This is a genomic window from Serratia sp. T13T92 (genome assembly GCF_047530105.1).
GTDB classification, from domain to species: Bacteria; Pseudomonadota; Gammaproteobacteria; order Enterobacterales; family Enterobacteriaceae; genus Chania; species Chania fonticola.
In genome coordinates, this window is the sequence record NZ_JBLJAK010000054.1 from 1 (window position 1) to 26075 (window position 26075).

The 26075-nt window shown below is 47.7% G+C and carries 19 protein-coding genes and 10 pseudogenes; 21 read left to right on the forward strand and 8 right to left on the reverse strand.

Translation table 11 applies throughout. The annotated features are described in order from the left end of the window. A partial coding sequence (locus ACMV5I_RS26100; protein WP_414825604.1) for a hypothetical protein occupies positions 1-196 on the reverse strand: 196 nt, incomplete at its 3' end. A 208-nt stretch (positions 197-404) separates the two neighbouring features. Between ACMV5I_RS26100 and ACMV5I_RS26105 the strand changes: the two are divergent. After that, positions 405-638 (forward strand): annotated as a pseudogene (locus ACMV5I_RS26105) (IS3 family transposase); the annotation flags it as partial. A 37-nt stretch (positions 639-675) separates the two neighbouring features. Here ACMV5I_RS26105 and ACMV5I_RS26110 read toward each other — a convergent pair. Then, positions 676-1185, reverse strand: a pseudogene (locus ACMV5I_RS26110) (transposase); the annotation flags it as partial. Positions 1186-1391: 206 nt separating this feature from the next. Here ACMV5I_RS26110 and ACMV5I_RS26115 point away from each other — a divergent pair. The 3 genes and pseudogenes from ACMV5I_RS26115 (at position 1392) to ACMV5I_RS26125 (ending at position 4447) form a co-directional block, all read left to right on the forward strand. After that, positions 1392-1841, forward strand: a complete 450-nt coding sequence (locus ACMV5I_RS26115) for a reverse transcriptase N-terminal domain-containing protein (protein WP_414825605.1) — start codon at positions 1392-1394, stop codon at positions 1839-1841. A gap of 820 nt (positions 1842-2661) precedes the next feature. Continuing rightward, entirely contained in the window at positions 2662-3414 is a 753-nt protein-coding gene (locus tag ACMV5I_RS26120; protein ID WP_414825606.1) for an EAL domain-containing protein, read from the forward strand. Between the two features lie 123 nt (positions 3415-3537). Continuing rightward, positions 3538-4447: pseudogene (locus tag ACMV5I_RS26125) on the forward strand (IS5 family transposase). A 599-nt stretch (positions 4448-5046) separates the two neighbouring features. Here the strand turns inward: ACMV5I_RS26125 and ACMV5I_RS26130 are convergent. Then, positions 5047-5283: pseudogene (locus tag ACMV5I_RS26130) on the reverse strand (IS5/IS1182 family transposase); the annotation flags it as partial. Between the two features lie 415 nt (positions 5284-5698). On the opposite strand from ACMV5I_RS26130, the gene ACMV5I_RS26135 reads away from it, so the two are divergent. Then, the gene (locus ACMV5I_RS26135) at positions 5699-5941 is read left to right on the forward strand and encodes a hypothetical protein (protein ID WP_414825607.1); all 243 of its coding nucleotides are present in this window, start codon (positions 5699-5701) and stop codon (positions 5939-5941) included. 94 nt (positions 5942-6035) lie between these two features. Then, positions 6036-10346: an inverse autotransporter beta domain-containing protein gene (locus ACMV5I_RS26140; protein WP_414825608.1), complete on the forward strand. Its 4311-nt coding sequence runs from the start codon at positions 6036-6038 to the stop codon at positions 10344-10346. Positions 10347-10377: 31 nt separating this feature from the next. On the opposite strand, the pseudogene ACMV5I_RS26145 reads toward ACMV5I_RS26140, so the two are convergent. Beyond that, positions 10378-11057 (reverse strand): annotated as a pseudogene (locus ACMV5I_RS26145) (IS6 family transposase). Between the two features lie 166 nt (positions 11058-11223). Between ACMV5I_RS26145 and mazE the strand changes: the two are divergent. Both mazE and mazF read left to right on the forward strand, forming a co-directional pair. Beyond that, complete coding sequence (gene mazE, locus ACMV5I_RS26150; RefSeq protein ID WP_414825609.1) at positions 11224-11472, forward strand: type II toxin-antitoxin system antitoxin MazE; 249 nt, start codon at positions 11224-11226, stop codon at positions 11470-11472. Continuing rightward, positions 11472-11804: an endoribonuclease MazF gene (gene mazF / locus ACMV5I_RS26155; RefSeq protein WP_414825610.1), complete on the forward strand. Its 333-nt coding sequence runs from the start codon at positions 11472-11474 to the stop codon at positions 11802-11804. The genes mazE and mazF overlap by 1 nt, the downstream gene beginning before the upstream one ends. A 41-nt stretch (positions 11805-11845) precedes the next feature. Here mazF and ACMV5I_RS26160 read toward each other — a convergent pair whose 3' ends face one another. Beyond that, positions 11846-12145 carry a helix-turn-helix domain-containing protein gene (locus tag ACMV5I_RS26160; RefSeq protein WP_414825611.1) on the reverse strand — a complete coding sequence of 100 codons (300 nt, stop codon included), beginning with the start codon at positions 12143-12145 and terminating at the stop codon, positions 11846-11848. Between the two features lie 222 nt (positions 12146-12367). On the opposite strand from ACMV5I_RS26160, the pseudogene ACMV5I_RS26165 reads away from it, so the two are divergent. Together ACMV5I_RS26165 and ACMV5I_RS26170 are read left to right on the forward strand one after the other, a co-directional pair. Continuing rightward, positions 12368-12598, forward strand: a pseudogene (locus ACMV5I_RS26165) (transposase); the annotation flags it as partial. 26 nt (positions 12599-12624) lie between these two features. Next, positions 12625-13032 (forward strand): helix-turn-helix domain-containing protein, encoded by a 408-nt coding sequence (locus ACMV5I_RS26170; RefSeq protein ID WP_414825621.1) that lies wholly within the window; start codon positions 12625-12627, stop codon positions 13030-13032. A 6-nt stretch (positions 13033-13038) separates the two neighbouring features. On the opposite strand, the gene ACMV5I_RS26175 is transcribed toward ACMV5I_RS26170, so the two are convergent. After that, positions 13039-13281 (reverse strand): transposase, encoded by a 243-nt coding sequence (locus ACMV5I_RS26175; RefSeq protein ID WP_414825612.1) that lies wholly within the window; start codon positions 13279-13281, stop codon positions 13039-13041. A 194-nt stretch (positions 13282-13475) separates the two neighbouring features. On the opposite strand from ACMV5I_RS26175, the pseudogene ACMV5I_RS26180 reads away from it, so the two are divergent. The 7 genes and pseudogenes from ACMV5I_RS26180 to ACMV5I_RS26210 form a co-directional block, all read left to right on the forward strand. Further along, positions 13476-13721: pseudogene (locus ACMV5I_RS26180) on the forward strand (IS21 family transposase); the annotation flags it as partial. 398 nt (positions 13722-14119) lie between these two features. Then, on the forward strand, positions 14120-14659 hold the full coding sequence (locus ACMV5I_RS26185) for a fimbrial protein (RefSeq protein ID WP_414825613.1): 540 nt from the start codon (positions 14120-14122) through the stop codon (positions 14657-14659). Positions 14660-14734: 75 nt separating this feature from the next. Then, positions 14735-14917 (forward strand): hypothetical protein, encoded by a 183-nt coding sequence (locus ACMV5I_RS26190; protein ID WP_414825614.1) that lies wholly within the window; start codon positions 14735-14737, stop codon positions 14915-14917. Then, complete coding sequence (locus ACMV5I_RS26195) at positions 14918-15484, forward strand: fimbria/pilus periplasmic chaperone (protein ID WP_414825622.1); 567 nt, start codon at positions 14918-14920, stop codon at positions 15482-15484. 252 nt (positions 15485-15736) lie between these two features. Further along, the gene (locus ACMV5I_RS26200; protein ID WP_414825615.1) at positions 15737-18268 is read left to right on the forward strand and encodes a fimbria/pilus outer membrane usher protein; all 2532 of its coding nucleotides are present in this window, start codon (positions 15737-15739) and stop codon (positions 18266-18268) included. A gap of 57 nt (positions 18269-18325) precedes the next feature. Further along, a complete protein-coding gene (locus ACMV5I_RS26205; RefSeq protein WP_414825616.1) occupies positions 18326-19366 on the forward strand; it encodes a fimbrial protein in 1041 nt (346 codons plus the stop codon). Positions 19367-19516: 150 nt separating this feature from the next. Next, complete coding sequence (locus ACMV5I_RS26210) at positions 19517-20269, forward strand: EAL domain-containing protein (protein WP_414825617.1); 753 nt, start codon at positions 19517-19519, stop codon at positions 20267-20269. Positions 20270-20402: 133 nt separating this feature from the next. Here the strand turns inward: ACMV5I_RS26210 and ACMV5I_RS26215 are convergent. Further along, a pseudogene (locus ACMV5I_RS26215) lies at positions 20403-20492 on the reverse strand (IS6 family transposase); the annotation flags it as partial. A gap of 61 nt (positions 20493-20553) precedes the next feature. Here ACMV5I_RS26215 and ACMV5I_RS26220 point away from each other — a divergent pair. Further along, positions 20554-21238: pseudogene (locus ACMV5I_RS26220) on the forward strand (IS6 family transposase). Between the two features lie 214 nt (positions 21239-21452). Then, the gene (locus ACMV5I_RS26225) at positions 21453-21767 is read left to right on the forward strand and encodes a hypothetical protein (protein WP_414825618.1); all 315 of its coding nucleotides are present in this window, start codon (positions 21453-21455) and stop codon (positions 21765-21767) included. 203 nt (positions 21768-21970) lie between these two features. On the opposite strand, the pseudogene ACMV5I_RS26230 reads toward ACMV5I_RS26225, so the two are convergent. Further along, positions 21971-22228, reverse strand: a pseudogene (locus ACMV5I_RS26230) (IS5/IS1182 family transposase); the annotation flags it as partial. A 402-nt stretch (positions 22229-22630) separates the two neighbouring features. Here ACMV5I_RS26230 and ACMV5I_RS26235 point away from each other — a divergent pair. Next, on the forward strand, positions 22631-22996 hold the full coding sequence (locus tag ACMV5I_RS26235) for a hypothetical protein (RefSeq protein ID WP_414825619.1): 366 nt from the start codon (positions 22631-22633) through the stop codon (positions 22994-22996). Between the two features lie 184 nt (positions 22997-23180). After that, a partial coding sequence (locus tag ACMV5I_RS26240; RefSeq protein WP_414825620.1) for an inverse autotransporter beta domain-containing protein occupies positions 23181-26075 on the forward strand: 2895 nt, incomplete at its 3' end.

Genomic DNA, 26075 nt, shown 5'->3' on the forward strand with positions numbered 1-26075 from the left:
AAAAAGGGCGTGCCATTCTTCGGGCGTGCGGATGTTCCTCATGGGTTTGCTCCGTGTTGATGATCGGGAACAAGATCATGGCAACATCGCGAACGCAATAACAGGTGGGGTTCCAGCGACGCTTACGTTTATCCAGGTACTTGTTCCAGCCGTGGTCATGCTGGAACAGCAGCTTTGCGGGTCGCGGAATATACATTGTGCAGAGTATAGAGGGTGGCAGGGTATGGGAAAAGAGCCTCGGCGTCAGCCGGCTCACGTCGCAGGCGTGCTATTTTATGCGGGTATCAGTGCGGGGCGAGATCGCGAGGGGCTGGGCACGATCAGCCGCCGCCGGCGTTGATGTGAGGCAGGGTCTTAAGGACGGTTGAGGCAGCTTTGCTGCCGTGCTCGCCCCGAAGGGGCGCTACGTTCAGTGGTACAACAACGACCATAAACACAGCCGGATCCGCTTTGTGACGCCTGCAGAGCGACATCGAGGAGAGGATAAGGCTATCTTGGAACAGCGTCATCATCTGTACCAGCAGGCGAGAGAACACTATCCAGAGCGGTGGTCTGGTCACACGCGAAACTGGGCACCGATAGGAGATGTCTCACTCAATCCTGACCGCCAGGAAGCCGGGCTAAAACAGGCCGCTTAAATCACGGTTCACGCGACAACTACGTTGACAAACGCCGACCGTTACTGAGACGGTGTACACGACGAACTTCGCTATGGAGTCTGACCCGCTCTGGGTTGATGACATTCCGCCTTTTTGCCCAGTATTTATAGCTACTGCGATGTATTTCAAAAACATCGCAGAGAAGGCTGACGGTGTGACTGCTCCTGAGTTTTTCAACTAGCGAGAACTGTTCAGGGAGTCTGACATCAAGAGAGCGGTAGCCTTTTTTAATATGGTGTTGTGTTCCTCCAGGCGACGAACCTGCTTTTCCAGCTCACGAATGCGCAGCTGTTCGGTAGTCAGTGGTGAAGCTTTAGGTGAGACCCCTTCACGCTCCTGGCGGTGTTGCCTAGCCCAGGATTCGAGTGCCGATGTGCTGACATTCATGGCTTGGCTGGCTGCACGGAATGAGTAGCCCTGGTCAAGGATAAGTTGAGCACATTCGAGTTTGAATTCGGCAGAAAAGGTCCGTCTCGTTTTGTTAGTCATTTTGTCACCTGTTTAGTGGTTGAGGTGATGATATCACCTCTGTTCAGGTGGCCAAATTCACTATGCCACTACACACCTAACCCCGCGAACTTCACAGACGGAACGTGGAAACCCCGTATCGTCCCCTCAGAGGACAGCAATCTGTAAAGATTGCCTATGGCGGTGCGGGCTTGGGAAGTCGGAAAAAGCGAAAGCCGGGCTGTAATGGTCCGGATACGGGTTTTAACGTTACTCGACACGAAAGTGCGCCAACGTCCGACAGGTCTTACCTCGCGAGAGAGTTGGCAGGATCGTTATGAGGAGGAAAGGCAAATAACAACAACGGGCACCCCGCTGATTGGTGCATCTTCCCGCGTTATTCACTGGGACACCATTAACTGGCGGGCCATTGAACAACGGGTGCTACGACTGCAAATGCGTATCGCGAAGGCAACCCGGGAAAGGCGCTGGGGCAAGGTGAAAGCCCTGCAATGGCTCCTGACCCACGCGATTTCGGCCAAATTGCTGGCTGTGCAACGCGTAACGAGCAATACCGGCCGTAATACACCTGGTGTGGATGGCCAAATCTGGAGAACACCTGCGCAGAAACTCAACGGCACGCTGTCACTACGGCGTCGAGGGTATCACCGACTAATCGGCGAAACCAAGGGCCTAGCCAAAGGCTGTGGATGCCGGTTAGGTAAGCGTTTTTGATCTTATCCACCATTAGTGAACACCGGGTCGGCGGAAAAACTGGGCCTCCGGCATGGGCCATGACTCGCTGCAGTTGAACAGCGAACGCCCGGTAGAAAAAGCACATCCGGATCAGACCTATCGCCTGTGCCTTGGACTACTGAGTCTGACACGCGAGTATCCGCCGGAGCTGGTCAACAACAGTTGCAGGCTGGGCAACAGCGAAGGATTGACCCGTCTGAAGCAGATAAAGTCGATCCTGAAAACCAACCGCGATCTCATTCCGCGGAATAGCGACCTGTATAGCTGTAGGTTTTTAATTGTAAATTTGGATTTTAATCCTCTTAAGTTATTATTATGTAGTATTTAATTCTGTTTTTTTAACTTTAGGTGGTAAGGTTGGTTATTACCCCTATCAATGTTTAATGAAGTGTCGTTTTTTTTTCTAAACGTTGAATTTCATTTTTGACAAAATTTAGAACGTGAATAACACTGCTGTCGAAGTGAATTGTTTAGCTTTTCTGATTGGTATGGAAATTTGTTAAAGTTAAATAGTTGATATGTGAATATTTAAAAAATGCATTTTCTTTTATACTAAAGAAGTACAAGGATTCAATATGCTCTCACTGGTGGCGCTGTTGGGGTGGGTATTTTTACCAAGCAAGCCTATATCAATTTCTCATATCCATAACGAGATCTAACGATATTTTACCATGGAGAGTTGTAAAGTTGATATATTATAAACATACGTCATCGTTAATATGTTACGTAAATATTAATGGTAACATATTGTTAGTTATATGAAGTAATTTCACTATTTTCAACAAGAGTGGTAATGCTAATGGACGTGATTAAATCAGCCATCGTTAATAATGAGTTTATACCATTCCTGCAGCCATTGATTGAAAGTAAAAGTGGAAAGCTTGTTGGTTGTGAAGTTTTACTTAGATGGAACTATAAGAACTCTGTCATTATACATCCAGATGAGTTTATTTCTTTTATAGAAAATAATGCAATGATTATTGAAATCACTAAAGGTATTATGTATCAGGTCGAATGTGCATTTAAAGACATTGCGTATAAAATATCAGAAAGTTTTACAATTGGGTTTAATATTTCGGCAATGCACTGTAATGACATGGATATAGTCAATGACTGTTGTTTTTTCTTAAGTGCTATTGAAAGTGAATATATACACTTAAATATTGAAATAACCGAGAGAAAATATTTACAACATACTACAGTATCTCAGCAGGTGTTTAAAGGTCTTCATGATTTAGGTGTAACACTTTCTATTGATGATTTTGGTACAGGGTATTCTAATTTAATTTATTTACAAGACTTTAACTTCGATATTATCAAGATAGATAAGAAGTTTGTCAAATACGTTGGTATAAATAATACATCTGATGACATAATTTCTTGTATCGTTTCATTAGCAGAACATTTGAAATTAAAAACTGTCGCTGAGGGTGTCGAAACGAATATACAAGCTGATAGAATGCGTGAGTTAAATGTTGATTATTTACAGGGGTATCTTTACGGTCACCCGCTTCCATTAAATAGCTTTATTGATACGTGGTTTTATAATTAATCTGAACATTTAATGAAAGTTTGAACATCTATTTACCACATATATCGGCTTTGTTGAATAAATCGAACTTTTGGCCGTAGTCAGGATCAGATCACCACACTCCTGATCCTGCAGCGATATCACGTGGCAAAACAAAAGTTCAAAATCACCAACTGGGCTACCTACAACAAGGCACTCATCCATCGGGGCTCACTGACTTTCTGGCTTGATGAGTCGGCCATTCAGGCCTGGTATGACAAGCCCAACACGTCTTCACGGGGTCGTCCTCAACGTTATTCTGAGCTCGCTATTTCTACCGTACTGATGCTCAAACGTGTTTTTCGCCTCACGCTGCGCGCCGCACAGGGATTTATTGACTCCATTTTTACCCTGATGAAACTCCCGCTCAGGTGCCCGGATTACTCCTGCGTCAGCAGGCGGGCTAAGTCCGTCAACATCCCGTTTAAAACCCCCACGCGCGGCGAAATTGCCCATCTGGTTATCGACTCCACCGGATTAAAAGTCTTCGGTGAAGGGGAGTGGAAGGTGAAAAAACACGGTCAGGAAAAGCGCCGCGTCTGGCGGAAACTTCACCTGGCAGTGGACGCCGGTACTCATGAGGTTATCTGCGCTGACCTGTCCCTGAATAATGTGACTGACGCAGAGGCATTCCCAGGACTTATTCGTCAGACCCACCGGAAAGTTAAGGTCGCTTCTGCCGATGGCGCTTATGACACAAAACTTTGCCATGACGAGCTGCGGCGAAAAAAAATCAAGGCGCTTATCCCGCCGCGAACCCGGGCGGGTTACTGGTCGGCGGAGTATGCGGACAGAAATCAGGCGGTGGCCAGGCAGAGGCTGACCGGGAGCAATGCTTACTGGAAATGGAACACGACTTATAACCGGCGGTCGGTGGCCGAAACTTAAACAACTGTTCGGTGGGCACCTGACGCTACGTGACTACGATGCGCAGGTTGGTGAGGCTATGGCCATGATCCGTGCCTTAAACAAAATGACGTGTGCAGGGATGTCAGAAAGTGTGCGGATTGCCTGAGGAAGTCAGTGACGGGGGGCGCTTTTATCTAAATCCGATTTAATCAACAAAGCCATAAAAAGAGTGAGGTTAGAGGTGTACCTTGTATCAGGTGGACGGTAGGATTGATTTGGATTTGAACTCGACAGTGGCCAAAAATCAAGTGTTGTTGGGTTTTGCCCGGCTTTCGCTAACAGTGGTTTTGACCCCGGCAGAGTTGAATATTGGGCGCATGTTACTGTGTGGAAATAGTATTACCTGTATTTCAGTTAAAACCGGGAGAAGCATTAAAACTATCAGCGCCCAGAAAAGAGGTCTCTTTTCCAAGGTAAGTGCTGTTTCTGACTTTGATTTCTTCATTAAGGTTATGAGCTTTTTTTATGTGACCCCTTCCCGAAAAATACCTTCTCCGACTAACCGGTTTTGTGTGATGCAGAACCGTCGATCACCACACCATTATCGTAAAGTTTCGGGTAACTCACATTCCAATTGATTTTCGTCTAGGTAACATGCCGTTATATTCATCATGCGGAGAAATGAAATGCTTAAACACTACACCCCTGAGTGGTTTTATTGAATAAATAGGATTTAAATAACAGATCCTCCTATCGGTCATTTTCTCAGACAATCCGCACATTTTCTAGCTTGCCTGCACGCGTAATTTTGTTTAATGCACGGTTCATGGCCATAGCCTCACCGATCTGCACATCATAGTTACGCAGCGTAAGGTGCCCGCCGAACAGCTGTTTGACTCTGTACATCGCCGTTTCGGCCACCGACCGCCGGTTTTAAGCCGTTTTCCATTTCCAGTAGTCCTTACTCCTCGTAAGCCGTTGCCTCGCTACCGCTTGACTCCGTCCTGTTTTGAGCATGAACCCGCAAACCACCTAGAACGAAGAACCAAGAAGGTCATAATGGGTAACTACAGGCGAGTCTTTTATTTGGAATTAAAACCCTTTTAATTTAATAAAACATAACAATAAGCCAAATTTAACGAGTTTTAAAAAAACATAGTTCCATTAGTGGTAGTTGGAAGCTATCGTTCTACCTCGAAAATTTTGATTTGCTTGGGTTTGAGTACATACCTGTTTTGCAGGCGCTTACTTTGAATTAACACGACAGTCTTAAACATGAAGGGTGGTTAGGGTTATGACTCGATTTTATCTGGTTGCAGGAGCGTTATTGTTATTGGTTGGATGTACGCATAAAAGCACGACGTCAACAGGGGCGAGTGACACTAAAACGTTAGCTCAAACTCAGGATATGCGTTGTGTGGATGATTTTTCTGTTTTAAAAACCATGAAGGATACCACCTTTAATAACTACCGCTCTCAATTTGATGCCCTGAACGACTCCCATCAGATATACCAACTGACTGCGCCCAAACTGGATAAAGACCAAAAAGAACTGTTCAGCATGGCGCTGGACTCCAAGTTGGTCGTGCTGTGCGCTCGCGTCAAGTATTCCTCGTTTACCAATGTCAACGGGATCGTCAAACATATTGACGCACTCTAAAATTCGGCAATCTTCTGTAACAAGACAGAAAGTTGCCGTTTTTTTATTACCACTCCCACCATTTTGCACATTGTTTCTATAGGCAGGACATAGTATGTCACATCGGATAGTCTCGCGTTACCAGAGGCCTGTTGCCTTTCTGGTAATTTGGTTACAGATATTAACCACGCTCATGTTCAGTTTTACGCCACTGCTTCAGGCCCGGGCGGCAGAAAAGACCGCCATTGAACAGTCAGCCTCCACGCTGCAGGTCTTGCCGCTGAATGGGTTGATTGGGTCTGGTTCCGCGCCTGCGCCTGTGCACACGTGGGGGGCAACTGCCCCGGCGGCCTCTGTAGCCGCAACGCCAACTGCGCCGGCAATACCTCCGAGTGACATGACCCTGCCTGAACTGTCTTCCCCGTTCGACGTGGATAAGTCGACGTCCACAGACGATAAAGGATCCCAGGCGCTTGAACAGACAGCCTCCGCTGCGATGCGGTTGCAGGGCATTCTGGGGTCGGATGACAGTACCGCTTATGCGGTGTCCGAGATGAAAGGCGCGGCTACCGGCCTGGCCAACCAGGCACTGCAGGACTGGTTGAACCAGGTCGGGCATGCCCGGACGCAGATGACCTTTGGTCAGGGTGGGCAAATTGGCGGTGACGTTGACCTGCTGGTGCCGCTGGTAGACCTGGACACGACATTGCTGTTCAGCCAGACCGGTCTGCGTCGTCATGAGGACCGCTCCACCCTGAACGTGGGACTGGGCATTCGCCAGTTTACCGACAGCAACTGGATGTTGGGGGCCAACACCTTCTTCGATTACGACCTTACCGGCAAGAACCGCCGTCTGGGCGTTGGCACCGAGGCCTGGACGGATAACCTGAAGCTGTCGGCCAACCTGTATCACGGTCTGACCGACTGGCACCAGTCTCCGCTGCAGGAAGACTACGACGAGCGTCCGGCCAACGGTTACGACGTGCGTGCTGAAGCCTATCTGCCTGCCTACCCACAGATTGGCGGCAAGGTGATGTATGAAGCCTACCGGGGCGACAATGTGGCCCTGGCGAGCTTTGAAGACCGCAGCAAGAACCCGACGGCGCTGACGCTGGGGCTCAACTACACCCCGGTTCCGCTGGTGACCCTGGGTGTTGACCATAAAAACGGCAGCAGTGGGTTGAGTGACACGCAAGTCTCGCTGGGGGTGAATTATCGCTTTGGTGTGCCGTGGGCAGCCCAGACCGACCCGGAAGCGGTGGGTATCCTGCGCAGCCTGGTGGGGAGTCGGTATGATTTTGTGGCGCGTAACAACACCATTGTGCTGGATTACCGCAAGCAGGACCTTATCCGTTTGACGCTGCCGGAGACGGCGACGGCAGCGGCGGGGGAGCAGCTCACACTTACCGCGAGCGTGCAGGCCAAGTACGGGCTGGAGCATATCGTATGGACTGCCCCTGAGTTGGTCTCGGCGGGAGGACAGCTCCAGGTCACGGGCAAGGACACCCTGATGGTGACCTTGCCGGCGTTTACGCCTGAGCAACTCAGGACGGTCAACGGCTTCATGTTGACGGCCGTGGCTTACGATACTCGGGGTAATACCTCTAATCAGGCCGTATCGTTACTCACCGTAACCCAGTCAACCAACGACATCATCGAGTTCATTACTATTCAAGATGACGCTGTGGCTGATGGTAAAACAGAAAACAAGGTGCGACTGACCGCGCTTAACACACAAACGCAGCAACCGGTTGTTGGTATGAAGGTTGTCTTTGTGGTCACTAATGGCGCTACGCTTACGAGTGCTGAAGGGGTTACTGATGCGAGAGGGCAGGCATCGACTGAGTTGACAAATATAACATCCGGCGTCAGCCAGGTCACCGCTACGCTATCGAACGGTAATCGCAAATCGGTCGATACCACATTTATTGCAGACCCGAGCACAGGCGGTATTGCTGAGGGAGACCTGACGGTGGTGCACAACAATGCGCAGGCGGATGGTAGCGCGACAAATGAAGTGCAGGCCATTGTGCGCGATGCAAACAACAACCTCCTTGCTCAGGAAACGGTCAGCTTCAGCGCCACCCATGGTGCGGTGATAACAACCCCTACAGGAGTAACAGATACGGATGGCGTGGTTGCAACAACGTTAACCAATCAAGCTGCGGGCGAGGTCGTTGTTACAGCAACACTATCCAATGGCGCCTCACGTGAGGTTACTGTTATGTTTGCGGGAGGTAAGCCAGCAGAAAGTCAGTCTTCTATCGTTGTGGAAGGTACGACTTATACCGCGGGTGAGGACATCAAGGTCACGGTGACACTGAAGGATGCAACAGGTAACGCGGTAGAGGGCAGCGCAGGCTTGCTGACCTCAACGACGGTGACGGTACCGAAGGGGAACGCGACGCCGAGTGTGGCGTGGGTGGAGTCGACCCCGGGCACCTATACGGCGACCTATGTGGCGGAGACGGCGGGCACGGGTCTGAAGGCGACGCTGAAGCTGACGGGCTGGAGCGCCCTGGTTTCTTCCGGGGAGTATGCCATCACGCCCGATGAAGATACAATAAAAATTACTTTACTGGCTGAAACAGGGGCCAAGCCTGGCGGGAAAGAATCGAACCAGCTAACAGCAACAGTGACAGATAGCTATGACAATCTACGGAAAGACGTAGAGGTGACCTTTACTGTGGTGGAGGGTAGCGCCACATTCAAAACGACGAACAGGACCCTGACGCAGAATGCAACAACCAATGAGAATGGTATAGCTATCGCCGAACTGGTGAGTAAGGTGGAAGGGGATAATTTGATTACTGCGAGTGCAGATACTGTGATTAGCAACGCTGTCAATTCGATGTTCGAAGCCAACTCAGTAGATATAGATAAATCAACCTTTACGGTGAGTGATGATGAGATTACTGCGGCTAGCCCAGAGACTTCCATCCTGACGCTTAAAGCGAGGGATGCAGATGGTGTCCCTGTCGAAGGGTTGACCATGGTGGATTTCACTTACCTTGGCGTCCCGGTATTAATAACGGCTGCAATGGAGTCCGAGTCCGAACCAGGGACTTACACCAGTACGCTACATGGGCTTTATTCAGGGCAAGTTAGCCTTATGGCACGTGTTGATGGTGTTGGGGCTGTTAAGGTGGCCAAGGTGATTACGCTGACAAAAAACCTCAGTACGGCGGTTGTCAGCGAACTCTCGGCTGAGTCTCTTACGGAGACTGTCGACAACTCCATCCGCGTCATAGCACACGTGGTAGACATTCACGGCCAGCCCGTCCTAGGAGCGGAAGTGACATTTACCACGCCAGAGGGGGCGCAATTGAATGTTGCCGGCGTGACCGATTTGGGCGGTAACATAAGGGGCACACTAACAGCTAATAACGCGGGAGAGTTTACGGTCACTGCCCAGGTGGCAACGAATGGAGGTGATCGTGGCAGAGATGTTAAGGTGACCTTTACACCCGGAGAGCCAGTGCAGGATGGGTCAACCATTGTCGTGGATAGCCCCAACTATACAGCGGGTGAGGACATCAAGGTCATGGTGACGCTGAAGGATAAGACCGGTGGCAATACGGATACCCTGCACGAGGGGCTGAAATTCGATGTCAATGTCCCGAATGCGACGCTGTCCATTGACTGGGAGCCAACGGAAACCCAAGGTGTATACCAGGCCACCTACAAAGCGGAAACCGCTGGAGATAACCTCACGGCAACGCTGCAGCTGACTGGCTGGAACAACCCTGTTTCTTCCGGGGAGTATGCCATCACGGCAGACGCCACGACAGCAATGATTTTTTATAGAGATTTCATTGTGGACAGTGGAGCTAAGCCCGGCGGAGTTGAGAGCAACACACTAAGCGCGAAGGTGGTAGATGCATTTGGTAATCCACTGAAGGATGCAAGTGTGGATTTCACCGTGATAAGCGGTAGTGCCACCCCGGCAACACAGACGGTGCTGACCGGTGCAGATGGCGTAGCTAGCGCCGCACTGGTGAGTATGAAGGAAGGCGGGAATTTGGTTACTGCGAAGACGGGTCACATTATCACTTTGGAGAAGAATTCGCAGTTTGTACCCAATGATGTAGATAGGGTTAAATCAACCTTTAAGGCGTCACCTTCAGAAATTATGGCGGCTAGTGATGACACTTCCACGTTGACGTTTAATGCAAGGGATTTTCAAAACGAACCTGTAATAGGGCTAACCGATGTGCAAATTTCGCACCTTGGCGTAGATGTAACGATAACTCCAGTAGTGGAGACTCCTGTTGGCTCTGGGACTTACATCAGCACACTCAGCGGGAGTATTGAGGGGTACGCTATTACAATTCCATTTGTTAACGGTGTTGGGGCTTCAGGCGTGGAGATAATTACGTTGACTCCAAACCCAGACACTTCAAAGGGCTCTGTCGCATTACCGTAGGCAAGTCAGCAAAAGTTGCGCTGCCGTTTTTTTAGGCAGCCAACAGATAAAATTGTTCCGCGGGTGATAAACTCTCTCCAGTGGAATATTGACGATGCCTTTTACGTATGTACTAACTCAATGCCCGCTAATATCGTCTGTGCTCGACGAAATGATTTGAATCCCAACATTGGCCGTATTCGACGTTTTATATTTCGGTGATCCTGTTCAACCAGATTGTTCAGGTATTTGCTCTGCCTGACGGTAATTATCTCTTTCGCCGGTGTACCGGCATTGAGCGTGGCCAGTGCTGCCGTGTTGGCACCACTTTTATCAATGGTCACCACCTCGGGTTCGCCGTGATGACGAATGGCTTTGCGAAAGAAGCGCAGCGCCGCTGCAGCATCCCGTTTGGCGGTCAGCAGGAAGTCGATGGTCTGGCCTGCAGTATCTACCGCGCGGTAGAGATATTTCCATTGCCCTTTAGGTTTCGTCCATTCGCCATCGACGCCCCACTGAACGTTTATGTCGGCGAAATGCCTTATCCAGCAAGGGCACCAGACGGATGACCCAGCGGTGTAACGTGGAATGGTCAACGGCAATGCCGCGTTCAGCCATCATCTCTTCGAGATTGCGCAGGCTCAGGGCGTAAGCCAGATACCAGCGAACGCACTGAGCGATAATATCAGTGGGGTAATGCAGGCGACGGAAGGCTTTTCGGATGAGAGGCATGGGCAGGCAACATCGTAAAAAACAGAATGTTACCTGACTACGCCTTAATGCGACAGAGCCATGCATCATGATGATGAACGTAGCGGCGACTGAGAAATATGAGTGTATCTACAATGTGGATTGATGTATAATGTAGATACATTCGCTTGGGGTTAATGAGGTATATATGATCCACGGAAACGTAAAGCGCTGGGGAAATTCTCCAGCTGTTCGCATCCCGGCAACACTGATGCAGGCGCTGAATCTGAATATTGATGACGAGGTCAGGATTGATCTGGTTGACGGTAAACTGGTTATTGAACCGGTAAAAAAAGAACCTGTATTTTCGCTGGCGGAGCTGGTTAGCGGGATCACGCCAGAAAATCTTCATGATCTGGTTGAGTGGGGTGAGCCTGCTGGTAAGGAAATCTGGTAATGGTCAGTCGGTTTGTGCCGGATTCCGGCGATGTGATATGGGTTGATTTTGATCCTACGAAGGGCAGTGAGCAGGCTGGGCATCGCCCGGCAGTGGTACTCAGTCCATTTATCTATAACAATAAAACCGGGCTTTGCCTTTGCGTCCCCTGCACGACCAAAACGAAGGACTATCCATTCGAAGTTGAGTTGTCCGGAGAACGTGATGGAGTAGCGCTTGCTGATCAGGTGAAAAGTATAGCCTGGCGGGTCAGAGGGGCGACGAAAAAAGGGCAGGTCACTGATGAAGAGTTACAGATTATCAGGGCTAAAATCAAAGCGCTTATCGGGTAGATATCCCTGACTGACGAGCCCGCGCATCGAGCGCGGTCCCGTCAGAGTGGCGTTTTTCGGGGCAGTGCATCAGCCATCATAGTCTGTAGCATATCCACCACCTGCTGTTTGCCTGTTTTCCGGCTCAGAAAAACAGGAAGCAGGTCATGAACAGAAAGGGTGATAGTCGCGAGCTCAACGGCGCGCTTTACTCGCGGCGCATTTTCATAATCCTTGTAAGCACGCAGGCAGACGCCCAACTCTTCCGCCGCCCGATCCCGGCTCCAGCCAAGACCAATTCGCCATAATCTCAGGTCATATCCGGTCATTTTTAAACGCTCAAAAAAGTGAAAAAACTGCACTTATTTTACGCTATTTATGTATGAAAAACATCACTGATTCACTATCATTCCGGGCCCGGTATTTTCTGGATGTCCTCCCTCTCGCCAGGCCCTGACTACATCCCCCGCGTTATCTGGCTGCCATGACCGGGGGCCTATTTTTGCGCCGGGGCAGAACGGGTCCAGACCCGTCCCGCCCAACAGGTCTGAACCGCACCACTTTCTGCTCATGCTGTTGCTGAATATTGTCGCCGTAAAGGCCTCTACCCCGAGCAGATCCAGCAGTGGAAGGACCAATTTATGCAGCCCAGAGCGCGTGAAGAGAAAGCGGAAATAAAGAGATTAAAGAAAGAAAACCAACAACTTAATCGAGAAATAGCCCGCAAGGACAAGGCGTTGGCTGAAGCCGCAGCGCTGTTGATATTGGAAAATAAGTTCAAGGCGTTGTTCGGCGAAGAAAGCGAGGACGAATGACGCGCAGCGCCAACCGCCAGCAGCTGATGCTACTGGTTCAGGAAGCGGTCGACAGTGGAGCCTCATTAACAAAGGCTTGTCAGCACGTAAGCTTGAGTCAGCGGACTTTACAGCGTTGGCGCAGGGTGTCAGACGATCTACGGGCTACGTCACCTAGTCCGGTGCCGAAAAACAAGCTCAGCGCCGAAGAAGTGCAGCAGATACTTGCTGTCTGCCATGAGCCTCGGTTCGCCAGTCTGCCGCCAGCACAAATCGTGCCTCGACTGGCCGATGAGAAGCGGTATATAGCCAGCGAGTCCACGTTCTATCGTGTGCTGCGCCACGCAGGCGAGATGATGCGGCGTGGGCGGAAAAAAGCGCCGAGAGCAAGCCGCTGTCAACATGGAATGCGACAGCACCGAACCAGCTCTGGACTTGGGATATCACCTGTCTGAAGTCGGTCACGACGGGGCTCTGGTTTTACCTGTATCTGCTCGAGGACGTGTCCGCCGTTGTTCAGGTGTAATGGCACTGGTTGCCGGAGTCTCGCCACGAACTTCTCCGCGATACTGGCGTAGCCAGCGTTGCAATGTTGAAAGACCAATGTTCATTTTTTTAGCAGCTTGTGTCACTGGATAGTTGTGCTGAAGGACTAGGTTGACACATTCCTGTTTGAACTCATGGGTAAACGTTTTTCTGCGCATTCTCACCTCGTTAGTGCTGCTTATTATATCTCTAACAAAGTGTCCGGGATGATTAGACCATTACAACACACGCTCTTAATGAATGCAGCTCTGGGTGGTTTGGTATCACCGACTAATCGGCAAAACCAATGGCCTAGCCAAAGGCTGTGGATGCCGGTTAGGTAAGCGTTTTTGATCTTATCCACCATTAGTGAACACCGGGTCGGCGGAAAAACTGGGCCTCCGGCATGGGCCATGACTCGCTGCAGTTGAACAGCGAACGCCCGGTAGAAAAAGCACATCCGGATCAGACCTATCGCCTGTGCCTTGGACTACTGAGTCTGACACGCGAGTATCCGCCGGAGCTGGTCAACAACAGTTGCAGGCTGGCCAACAGCGAAGGATTGACCCGTCTGAAGCAGATAAAGTCGATCCTGAAAACCAACCGCGATCTCGTTCCGCGGAATAGCGACCTGTATAGCTGTAGGTTTTTAATTGTAATTTGGATTTTAATCCTCTTAAATCCTAATTATTAAACATTTAATTCTGTTTTTTAACTTTCCGTAGCGCTGTTGGTTATTGCCCCTATAAATGTTTAATGAAGTGTCGTTTTTTTCCTAAACGTTGGATTTCATTTTTGACAAAATTTAGAACGTGAATAACACTGCTGTCGAAGTGAATCGTTTAGCTTTTCTTTTTCTGATTGGTATAGAAATTTGTTAAAGTTAAATAGTTGATATGTGAATATTTAAAAAATGCATTTTCTTTCATACTAAAGAAGTACAAGGATTATCAACGATGACACTGTCAAGGAATGACAGACTTTAATTAAATTAACCTTAATGATTATTATGGATGTATGTATGAAAAAATTCTGTGTATCAGTATATCGACTGCTCTATTTTTCATGTCCCATTCTGCATTAGCTGTTGATGGAACGATTAATATTACCGGTACAGTTACCGCGGGTGCCTGTACACCAACGACCCCGACAGTAACATTGGATTCAATTAATGCTGAGGCAATTACGGCAACTTTGTCTGATGGTTTGACCAACGCGACGCCATTTACTATTGTGGTTAATTGCCCAGATAATGGGCAGCCAATATTGGGTATTGATTTTGATCCAACTAATGCTGACACTAATACCGGTAATTTGGAGCAAACGGGTACGGCAACCGGGGTGGAAATCGCATTGTTTGATAAAAACGGGGCTAACACTTCATCACCATTATGGGTGAACCTCAATAATGGTACGGGTTCAACTTCCATTACTGACGCCGTTGAAGGGGATAATAATCTGAATTATAGTTTGGCGCTTGCGCGTACTGGCGCTAGCGTAGCGGTGGAGCCGGGCACAATTGTTAGCGCGCTTAGCTATACTATTCGTTACAACTAAGTTTAAGCTAGAATTAGCTTGCGCTAATATTTATTAGCGCAAGTTTTTTAGGGTTGTATTTTGGAGTGGTTATTCATGCTGTTTAATCTTGGTTGGATAAAAGCACATGGCTGTTTTTTTGTTCTTTTATTGGTTTCTGTGTCTGTCCGGGCAAATATTACGGCTCAAGCGACACGCTTGGTTTACCATTCCGATGTTTCAGAGGCTAATTTTCGGTTAGAAAATAACTTTGATAAACCTGCATTATTTCAGGCTTAGATAGATGATGGGGACACCATAAAAACGCCAGACAAACTTAAAGTTCCCTTTGTGGTTACACCGCCGTTGGCGCGGATCGAAGCTAACAACAGTCAAACGCTAAGAATTTTTTATATTGGCGAACATCAATTACCTGGTGATAAAGAGTCTGTTTTTTGGTTGAATATATTAGACATACCACCAAAACCCTCGGCAGATGATCAGACAAAACAATATGTTCAGTTGGCTGCCCGCTCACGGTTTAAATTATTCTATCGTCCTAGTGAATTGGTAGGGGATGCTCACGATGCTCCGACTAAAATACAATGGCGATTAATAAAGCAGTTGGGAAAAAATTCATTAATCAGCTATAATCCAACACCTTTTTATGTTTCACTTAATAGAGTGAGTTTGGTCAGGAGTGACGGACGTCTTATCAAAGTCACGCCCAATATGTTAGCCCCACATGACACCGTCACACTCAGTGTGGATGAGAGTATCAATGTAGGGAGTAATGTTAAAATTAGATATGAAGCTATTGGTGATTTAGGTGAAATAATTAAAGGTGAAATGCCGCTGATAAACTAACACATTCATAATGCATTAACCCTATTATATAGGCTATAAATTCACATATTATTTTATTTTTTATAATTGGTCGTTATTATTTAGTTCACTGTGATATTAAAGTTTATAAAGGATAGGACTAATATAGTAATGTGGCTGGCTAGGTGTCAATTTATACAGTTATTATATAGGCAATTAACAATGTGTCATTCAAGACTAAAATTATTTACAGTTATGTTGACATTCTTCTACTCGTTATCGGTCATTGCGACTGTGCCACAAACCAAAAGTCATGTATTGCCATTGCAAACGCCTTCCCTTACAGATAGTGGATTTAATTCCAGTTTTCTGATGAATGGGGCGAAAGAGACGATAGACATTCAACGTTTTAATAAGCCGAATGCCATATTACCTGGTGATTATTTGGTTGATTTACTCGTTGATAAAAGAAAGTTAGGCCGAGCTCAGGTTACATTTAAAAACATTGGTTCAGATAAAGATAATGTTCATCCTTGTATTAGCCGTAAATTACTTAAGATGGTCAGTGTGAACTTTGATACATTATCCGTAAAAAAAATCAAAAAAATTGATGATACTTCCGAAACCTGCCTTATTCTCTCAGAGCTCATCCCACAAGCATCAACTCAATTTGATATCAGTAAGCTGCAGTTAGGCATGAATATTCCACAAGCAAATTTATTGAATGTCCCTAAAGATTATGTAGATCCTGAATTGTGGAATGATGGGGTTCCCGCCGTTTTAGTTGAATATACTGCCAATTATAATCAGAACCAAAGCAAGGATAACTTTGGTTCAAAAAATGGATTTCTTGGTCTGAGAACAGGCGCGAATTATGGATCTTGGCGCCTACGACACACCGGCAACCTGACGTATAATAATGCCGTGGAGACCACGACGCGCTATACATATATCGATTCTTATCTTCAACGCTCAATTCCCCCGTTAAAAAGAAAATTAGTGTTAGGTGATACTAATTCTGACGGTCGTGTATTAGACAGCTTTCCTGTTCGTGGTTTTGTGCTAGCCAGTGATGATCGCATGCTGCCACCTTCCCAGCGTGGTTATGCACCGACAATTCATGGGGCTGCTTTTACCAATGCCCTTGTTCAGATCCGTCAAAATAATAGTATATTATATGAAACAAACGTTTCGCCAGGTCCTTTTAGCATTAATGATTTATATACAGCTAGAAGTGAGGCTGATTTAGAAGTTATCGTGACTGAAGCTGATGGTCGTATACTCAGTTATACCGTACCATACGCTTCAGCCCCCGCCGCATTGCGTGAGGGGACATTTCGCTATAGTGTTGTCGCCGGTAAATATCGCGATACGACGCTAGCCCATACACCTTATCTTGCACAGGGAGTCTTACAATATGGGTTAACCAGTTTTGTGACTGCTTATGGCGGCGGCATTGTTTCTGATAACTATAACAGTGGAACTGGTGGAGTGGCACTAAACACCGATATTGGTACCTTAGGTATAGATGCCACTTATTCTAGTGTTCATTTTGAAAATAGTGAAAGTTTATCTGGTGAAAGTTTACACTTAAATTATTCGACAGCGATTTTCACGACAGAGACCAATATTGGCGTAGCCGCTTACCATTTCGCTACCCGCAATTTTTTTACCTTACCTCATGCTACCCAATTACTCGATTTGGACAAGAAAGGAAATAGGATTGATATCACATCAATCCCCAAAGAACGCAATCGACTGCAGATCGTACTTAATCAAAATCTATGGGATTACGGGACAATATTTCTCGCCGGTTCTTCACATAATTATTGGGATCGATCTGGGTCAGATTATCAATATCAACTCGGATATAGCCAAACATTTGGTCGTATTAGTTTGAATCCATCAGCCTCTCGGGTATATTCAGAACAAACAAATATTTGGAAAAATAACTACATGACAACAGTTTCAATTCCGATTGGTCAAGATGCCAAAGCATTTTCTTCCACGTCATTTAACTATAATGATGTTACTCGCGCCTCGACTTTGAATCAAAGTATTGCGGGGATTTATGGTGACAGGAATCAACTGACATATAACGTGGGAGCATCATACGCTGATGCTGGAATCAATTCTACTGAACAGAACTCTACTGTCACTAATGGCAACATTAGCTACATAGCTTCTTCGGCGGCACTCAATGCTAGCGCATCAATGAGTCAGGACTATCATCAGGGGTCCGTGGGTATGTCAGGAACTATGATCGGTTATAACGGAGGTTTGGTTCTTTCTTCTTCCCGTATTGCCAACAGTACTGTTGGTATTATTGAGGCGAAAGATGCCGTTGGAGCTAAAGTACTTAACGGAACAAATGTTGAAATTAACGCTTCAGGACTGGCTATTGTGCCGAATATGTCTCCATTTTCTATCAATAATATTGGTTTTGATCCCAAAGGGTTACCGATGAATATATCTCTGGATTCATCGATGCAGACAGCGATCCCAAGTGCTGATGCGGTACTCCCCATAAAATTTAAAACTGATAATGCGGGGCGCTCGGCCATCATTAGAAGCACTCGACCGGATGGGGACAGTTTACCTTTTGCCTCTGATGTTTTTGATGAAAAAGGAATGTCTGTCGGGATTGTTGGCCAGGACGGATTATTAATTTTACGTCATTTAAGCCAAGATATTGGGATATTACAGATAAAATGGGGAAATAAAACCGAAGAATCTTGTTTGGTAAGCTACCATTTGCCAGTTAACGATAGCCCGGTAGAAGAATATCGTGTTTTATCTGGCTCGGTATGTTTACCACAGAAATGACATGTATAACCATAATTATCACAAGGATATTTAATATGAAAACGAATAGATTGTCTAATGGTTTTTTTTATCTTTTTTGTTTTGACGATGATTAGCCCCGTGCATGCAACATGTAGTATATTATCCCACCCTTCATTTGGCTCCCCCGCCCAAAACTATTTTGCAGGGCAAGGTAGCGATATAATACAAGGCACGCCATTAGGTGCCTGGATTCATTCGCAAGATCATGGTTCTAACTTGGCTTTTCGATGCTCTCCGGCAATTAATGGTGCCTATTGGCGATACAATGTTGGTTTGAATATTCTGATGAAGAATTACGTCGATATTGACGATGGTTTAACTTATGATGTCTATCAAACAGCAACTGCAGGCATTGGTCTTATCATTCGTTATCAGATTGCTAATGGCCCTTATGTTCCGATGGTTGGAGTGGGGTTTCATAACAGTCAAGTTTTTAGCTTGCCGATTAACTCTATTGTGCCTGTATATATTTCGATTAAGTATATTTTAACGAATTCATTGGCATTGGCTACGGGTACGCAACATATCCCTGGGCTTTATTTATTTAACGCCAGTGGTAATGGTTTATATTCAAGTTCGGGAGTTGTATTAACCGGAGTAACAACAACGTTGACAGGTGGATTAACAGTAAATGTGTCATCAACCGCTTGTCAGTTACAAAATACGTCAATTACATTGGCATTGCCGACTGTCTCCAGTACGGATATTATCAACAATAATCCAGTTAACTACCCAACAGGAAACCTTATCCTTAATAATTGTCCCGTTGGTGTTAATGTTTGGATCACCATTACTGATACTCTTGAACCTACTAATGTGAGTAATATTTTGACAGAACGAGAAAATGAACCGTCTGGAATAGGGATACAAATTTTGCTTGATAATGCCCCGATCAATTTTGGCCCCGCACCAGTCTACAAAACAACCCTGACGCCTTTTAGTAGTATTCAAGTGGTTAATGGTTCGGGAGGAGGCACAGAGATAATTCCTATTAGTGCTCAATATGCTCTCACTGGTGGCGCTGTTGGGGTGGGTATTTTTACCAAGCAAGCCTATATCAATTTCTCATATCCATAACGAGATCTAACGATATTTTACCATGGAGAGTTGTAAAGTTGATATATTATAAACATACGTCATCGTGAATATGTTACGTAAATATTAATGGTAACATATTGTTAGTTATATGAAGTAATTTCACTATTTTCAACAAGGGTGGTAATGCTAATGGACGTGATTAAATCAGCCATCGTTAATAATGAGTTTATACCATTCCTGCAGCCATTGATTGAAAGTAAAAGTGGAAAGCTTGTTGGTTGTGAAGTTTTACTTAGATGGAACTATAAGAACTCTGTCATTATACATCCAGATGAGTTTATTTCTTTTATAGAAATTAATGCAATGATTATTGAAATCACTAAAGGTATTATGTATCAGGTCGAATGTGCATTTAAAGACATTGTGTATAAAATATCAGAAAGTTTTACAATTGGGTTTAATATTTCGGCAACGCACTGTAATGACATGGATATAGTCAATGACTGTTGTTTTTTCTTAAGTGCTATTGACAGTGAATATATACACTTAAATCTTGAAATAACCGAGAGAGAATATTTACAACATACTACAGTATCTCAGCAGGTGTTTAATGGTCTTCATGATTTAGGTGTAACACTTTCTATTGATGATTTTGGTACAGGGTATTCTAATTTAATTTATTTACAAGACTTTAACTTCGATATTATCAAGATAGATAAGAAGTTTGTCAAATACGTTGGTATAAATAATACATCTGATGACATAATTTCTTGTGTCGTTTCATTAGCAGAACATTTGAAATTAAAAACTGTCGCTGAGGGGGTCGAAACGAATATACAGGCTGACAGAATGCGTGAGTTAAATGTTGATTATTTACAGGGGTATCTTTACGGTCACCCGCTTCCATTAAATAGCTTTATTGATACGTGGTTTTATAATTAATCTGAACATTTAATGAAAGTTTGAACATCTATTCACCACATATATCCTGATTTGATCTACTGTATCAACCTCAGATCATTTGGCTCTGTCGCGTTAACGACGGCAAGTCAGAAAAGGTGGTGTTGTCGATTATTTAGGTAGCCAGAATATAATACTGTTCTGCCGGTGACAACCCATCCCCTTGCGGATGCTAAAACTGCCCTTTGTGTATCATGTGGATTAACGGCTCTGTCGCATTAAGGCGTAGTCAGGTAACATTCTGTTTTTTACGATGTTGCCTGCCCATGCCTCTCATCCGGAAAGCCTTCCGTCGCCTGCATTACCCCACTGATATTATCGCTCAGTGCGTTCGCTGGTATCTGGCTTACGCCCTGAGCCTGCGCAATCTCGAAGAGATGATGGCTGAACGCGGCATTGCCGTTGACCATTCCACGTTACACCGCTGGGTCATCCGTCTGGTGCCCTTGCTGGATAAGGCATTTCGCCGACATAAACGTTCAGTGGGGCGTCGATGGCGAATGGACGAAACCTAAAGGGCAATGGAAATATCTCTACCGCGCGGTAGATACTGCAGGCCAGACCATCGACTTCCTGCTGACCGCCAAACGGGATGCTGCAGCGGCGCTGCGCTTCTTTCGCAAAGTCATTCGTCATCACGGCGAACCCGAGGTGGTGACCATTGATAAAAGTGGTGCCAACATGGCAGCACTGGCCACGCTCAATGCCGGTACACCGACGAAAGAGATGATTACCGTCAGGCAGAGCAAATACCTGAACAATCTGGTTGAACAAGATCACCGAAATATAAATCGTCGAATACGGCCAATGTTGGGATTCAAATCATTTCGTCGAGCACAGACGATATTAGCGGGCATTGAGTTAGTCCACATGATACGCAAAAGGCATCGTCAATATTCCACTGGAGAGAGTTTATCACCCGCGGAACAATTTTATCTGTTGGCTGCCTAAAAAAACGGCAGCGCAACTTTTGCTGACTTGCCTACGGTAATGCGACAGAGCCGTTCTTACTCATTACGGCTATGTTTTTTAGTTTTTAATTATAATTTACACGTAAATATTGTTCTTTTATATTAAAAAAGTTAATTTTAACGATACTGGTATCTGTGTTTCGAAATTTTGTTTAGAATTTATTACATAAAAAGTGTGAGGTTAGAGGTGTGTCTTGTATCAGGTGGAAGGTAAGATTGATTTGGATTTGAACTCGACAGTGGTCAAAAAACAAGTGCTGTTGGGTTTTGCCCGGCTTTCGCTAACAGTGGTTTTGACCCCGGCAGAGTTGAATATTGGGCGCATGTTACTGTGTGGAAATAGTGTTACCTGTATTTCAGTTAAAACCGGGAGAAGCATTAAAACCATCAGCACCCAGAAAAGAGGACTCTTTTCCAAGGTAAGTGCTGTTTCTGATTTTGATTTCTTCATTAAGGTTATGAGCTTTTTTTTATGTGAACCCTTCCCGAAAAATACCTTCTCCGACTAACCGGTTCTGTGTGATGCAGAACCGGCGATCACCGCAACATTACCGTAATGTTTCGGGTAACTCACATTCCAATTGGTTTTCGTCTAGGTAACATGCCGTTATATTCATCATGCGGAGAAATGAAATGCTTAAACACTCCACCCCTGAGTGGCTTTATTGAATAAATAGGATTTAAATAACAGATCCTCCTATCGGTCATTTTCTCAGACAATCCGCACATTTTCTGGTATGCCTGCACGCGTCATTTTTTTCAATGCACGGATCATGGCCATAGCCTCACCGATCTGCACATCATAGTCACGCAGCGTAAGGTGCCCGCCGAACAGCTGTTTGACTCGGTACATCGCCGTTTCGGCCACCGACCGCCGGTTGTAAGCCGTTTTCCATTTCCAGTAGTCGTTGCTCCCCGTAAGCCGCTGCCTCGCTACCGCCTGACTTCGGTCTGCGTACTCCGTTGGCCATTAACCTGTGCGGGTTTACGCCGGGAGCAATGCCTTGATTTTCGGGTGAGTCTACCGGATAAGACCCGGGAATGCTTCTGCCGGATCTTTAGTTTAAACATTTACTCACTCCGTCCTGTTTTGAGCATGAACCCGCAAACCGCCTAGAACGAAGAACCAAGAAGGGAATGATGGGTAACCACGGCTTGGTGTTTTTTGGAATTAAAATTCAATTAAAATCAACAAAAAGAACAATGAGCCAAATTTAACGTGTTTTAAAAAACATAGTTCCATTGGTGGTGGTCGGAAGCTATCGTTATGCCTCGAAAATTTTGATTTACTTGGGTTTGAGTACATGCCTGTTTTGCAGGCGCTTACTTTGAATTAACACGACAGTCTTAAACATGAAGGGTGCTTAGGGTTATGACTCGATTTTATCTGGTTGCAGGAGCGTTGTTGTTATTGGTCGGATGTACGCATAAAAGCACGACGTCAACAGGGGCGGGTGACACTAAAACGTTAGCTCAAACTCAGGATATGCGTTGTGTGGATGATTTTTCTGTTTTAAAAACCATGAAGGATACCACCTTTAATAACTACCGCTCTCAATTTGATGCCCTGAACGACTCCCATCAGATATACCAACTGACTGCGCCCAAACTGGATAAAGACCAAAAAGAACTGTTCAGCATGGCGCTGGACTCCAAGTTGGTCGTGCTGTGCGCTCGCGTCAAGTATTCCTCGTTTACCCATGTTAACGGGATCGTCAAACATATTGACGCACTCTAAAAGACTCGGTGGTCTCTTTTTCCGTGAGCGTGGCGTTTCTTTTTGATAATAGCCTGGAAGGAAATTTTATTTCAGCTATACCATAAGTAACATTCGGCAATCTTCTGTAACAAGACAGAAAGTTGCCGTTTTTTTATTACCACTCCCACCATTTTGCACATTGCTTCTATAGGCAGGTCATAGCATGTCACATCGGATAGTCTCGCGTTACCAGAGGCCTGTTGCCTTTCTGGTAATTTGGTTGCAGGTGCTGAGCAGCATTATGTTCAGTTTTGCGCCACTGTTTCAGGCCAGGGCGGCAGAAAAGACCGCCATTGAACAGTCAGCCTCCACGCTGCAGGCCTTGTCGCAGCACGGGTTGATTGGGTCTGGTTCCGCGCCCGTACCTGCGCCGGCGGCCTCTGTAGCCGCAACTCCAGCTGCGCCGGCAATACCTCCGAGTGACATGAACCTGCCTGAGTTGTCTTCCTCCTCGCCGTTCAGTGCGCAGGGTGTTTCCCCGTCTGCACAGACGGCGTCCGACCCACTCGAACAGACCGCGTCCGCCGCCATGAGGCTGCAGGGCGTTCTGGGGGCGGACAACAGTACGGCTTATGCGGTGTCCGAGATGAAAGGCGTGGCTACCGGCCTGGCCAATCAGGCGTTGCAAGACTGGCTGAACCAGGTCGGGCATGCCCGGACGCAGATGACCTTTGGTCAGGGTGGGCAGATTGGCGGTGACGTTGACCTGCTGGTACCGCTGCTGGACCTGGACACGACATTACTGTTCAGTCAGACCGGTCTGCGCCGTCATGATGACCGCTCCACCCTGAACCTCGGGTTGGGGGTGCGCCAGTTTACCGACAGCAACTGGATGTTGGGGGCCAACACCTTCTTTGATTACGACCTCACCGGCAAGAACCGCCGTCTGGGCGTTGGTACTGAGGCCTGGACGGATAACCTGAAACTGTCGGCCAACCTGTATCACGGTCTGACCGACTGGCACCAGTCTCCGCTGCAGGAAGACTACGACGAGCGTCCGGCCAACGGTTACGACGTGCGTGCTGAAGCCTATCTGCCTGCCTACCCACAGATTGGCGGCAAGGTGATGTATGAAGCCTACCGGGGCGACAATGTGGCCCTGGCGAGCTTTGAAGACCGCAGCAAGAACCCGACGGCGCTGACGCTGGGGCTCAACTACACCCCGGTTCCGCTGGTGACCCTGGGTGTTGACCATAAAAACGGCAGTGGTGGGGTGAGTGATACGCAGGTCTCGCTGGGAATGAATTACCGCTTCGGGGTGCCGTGGGCAGCCCAGACCGACCCGGAAGCGGTGGGCATACTGCGCAGCCTGGTGGGGAGCCGGTATGATTTCGTTGCGCGTAACAACACCATTGTGCTGGATTACCGCAAGCAGGACCTTATCCGTTTGACGTTGCCGGAGACGGCGACGGCGGCGGCGGGGGAACAACTCACGCTTACCGCGAGCGTGCAGGCCAAGTACGGTCTGGAGCATATCGTGTGGACTGCCCCTGAGCTGGTCTCGGCGGGAGGACAGCTCCAGGTCACGGGCAAGGACACCCTGATGGTGACCTTGCCGGCGTTTACGCCTGAGCAACTCAGGGCGGTCAACGGCTTCATGTTGACGGCAGTGGCGTATGATCCGCGGGGCAATGCCTCCAACGAGGACATGACCCTCCTGACGGTGACGCGCTCGTTAAACGACATCAGCGAATTTAAGGTCCTGGAAGATAAGGACTATGCTGCAGCGGATGGGGTTACCGAAGATGTGGTGCGGCTGACGGTGAAGAACTCACAGACGCAGCAGCCAGTGGCGGGCATTGAGGTGACGTTCGAGGCGAACAATGGTGCGACCCTGAAGACCCTGACGGCGACCACCGATGCGCAGGGCCAGGCCACAGCGGCGCTGACCAATCTCAAGGCGGGGACGTCGGTGGTGACGGCGACGCTGTCCAATGGCAACAGTGCCAAGACGGACACCCACTTTGTGGCAGACCCAGACACCGCAACTATTCTCGCGGAGAATTTCTCGGTGACCACCGGGGCGCTTGCGGGTGGGCAGGAGACCAATGCGCTGTCGGCAACGGTGACGGATGCTTCCGGTAATGTGCAGGGGGCGGGTATTGACGTGACCTTTGCGGTGACCGAGGGGGCAGCGACACCGGCTATACAGACGGTACAGACTGATGAGTCGGGTGTGGCCAAAGCCACGCTGGTGAGTCTGGTGGCGGCGGACAACCTGGTGACGGCGTCGGTAACGACGCCGGCGGGTACCATGACTGCGGGGCCAAAAAATTCAGCTTTTGTGTTGGACAAGGTGGATGCGAGCAAGTCGACAGTGGTGGCCAATCCGACGAGCATTCCGGTGACTGAAACCAGTGCACTGACCTTTACGGCGAAGAATACAACCAATGGTCCCATCATTGGCCTGACCGTGACCACGGCCCCCTTGACGGGTAATGGTGCAACGGGCAGCAGCGTGGGTGTCTGGACGGACAACGGAGACGGGACCTATGGCGCGACGCTGACGGCGGGTCCTACCGCGGGGCCAGTGGTCATTACCCCGCTGGTCGCGGGGAGTGCGGCCGTAGCCACCCCGGCGACGGTCACGCTGACGGCAGACGCATCAACCAGCGTGGTGACGGCATTGACCAGTGCGCCGGACCTGGAGCAGGTGGCGGATGGAGTCAAAGTCATTACCTTTACGGCGACATTGACGGACGCCAACAACAACCCGGTGCCGAATACGGCGGTGATGTTTACCCCCTCCGTTGGTGACGCGGTGCTGGGTACGCCAACAGTCACGGACACCAACGGCCAGGCCACGGTGACGCTGAAGGACGGTACGGTTGAAGCGGTGACGGTGACAGCGAAGTCGGCGGTCAATGCGGCGGACCTAGGGAAGCAGAAGACGGTCAACTTTGTGGCAGACACCACCACGGCGACCATTGTTGACGCGGACTTTACGGTCAACAGCGGGGCGAAGGCGGACGGTCAGGAGACCAATGCGCTGACGGCGACGGTGAAGGATGCGAACGGCAACCTGGTGCCGAACATCGACGTGACCTTCATTGTGACG

What these genes read in the sequence shown, in the direction of transcription:
- ACMV5I_RS26120 (WP_414825606.1), top strand. Translation starts at nt 2,662, where the DNA reads ATGGACGTGATTAAATCAGCCATCGTTAATAATGAGTTTATACCATTC.
- ACMV5I_RS26140 (WP_414825608.1), top strand. Translation starts at nt 6,036, where the DNA reads ATGTCACATCGGATAGTCTCGCGTTACCAGAGGCCTGTTGCCTTTCTG.
- mazE (WP_414825609.1), top strand. Translation starts at nt 11,224, where the DNA reads ATGATCCACGGAAACGTAAAGCGCTGGGGAAATTCTCCAGCTGTTCGC.
- mazF (WP_414825610.1), top strand. Translation starts at nt 11,472, where the DNA reads ATGGTCAGTCGGTTTGTGCCGGATTCCGGCGATGTGATATGGGTTGAT.
- ACMV5I_RS26170 (WP_414825621.1), top strand. Translation starts at nt 12,625, where the DNA reads ATGCTACTGGTTCAGGAAGCGGTCGACAGTGGAGCCTCATTAACAAAG.
- ACMV5I_RS26175 (WP_414825612.1), bottom strand. Translation starts at nt 13,281, where the DNA reads ATGCGCAGAAAAACGTTTACCCATGAGTTCAAACAGGAATGTGTCAAC.
- ACMV5I_RS26185 (WP_414825613.1), top strand. Translation starts at nt 14,120, where the DNA reads ATGTATGAAAAAATTCTGTGTATCAGTATATCGACTGCTCTATTTTTC.
- ACMV5I_RS26190 (WP_414825614.1), top strand. Translation starts at nt 14,735, where the DNA reads ATGCTGTTTAATCTTGGTTGGATAAAAGCACATGGCTGTTTTTTTGTT.
- ACMV5I_RS26205 (WP_414825616.1), top strand. Translation starts at nt 18,326, where the DNA reads ATGGTTTTTTTTATCTTTTTTGTTTTGACGATGATTAGCCCCGTGCAT.
- ACMV5I_RS26210 (WP_414825617.1), top strand. Translation starts at nt 19,517, where the DNA reads ATGGACGTGATTAAATCAGCCATCGTTAATAATGAGTTTATACCATTC.
- ACMV5I_RS26235 (WP_414825619.1), top strand. Translation starts at nt 22,631, where the DNA reads ATGACTCGATTTTATCTGGTTGCAGGAGCGTTGTTGTTATTGGTCGGA.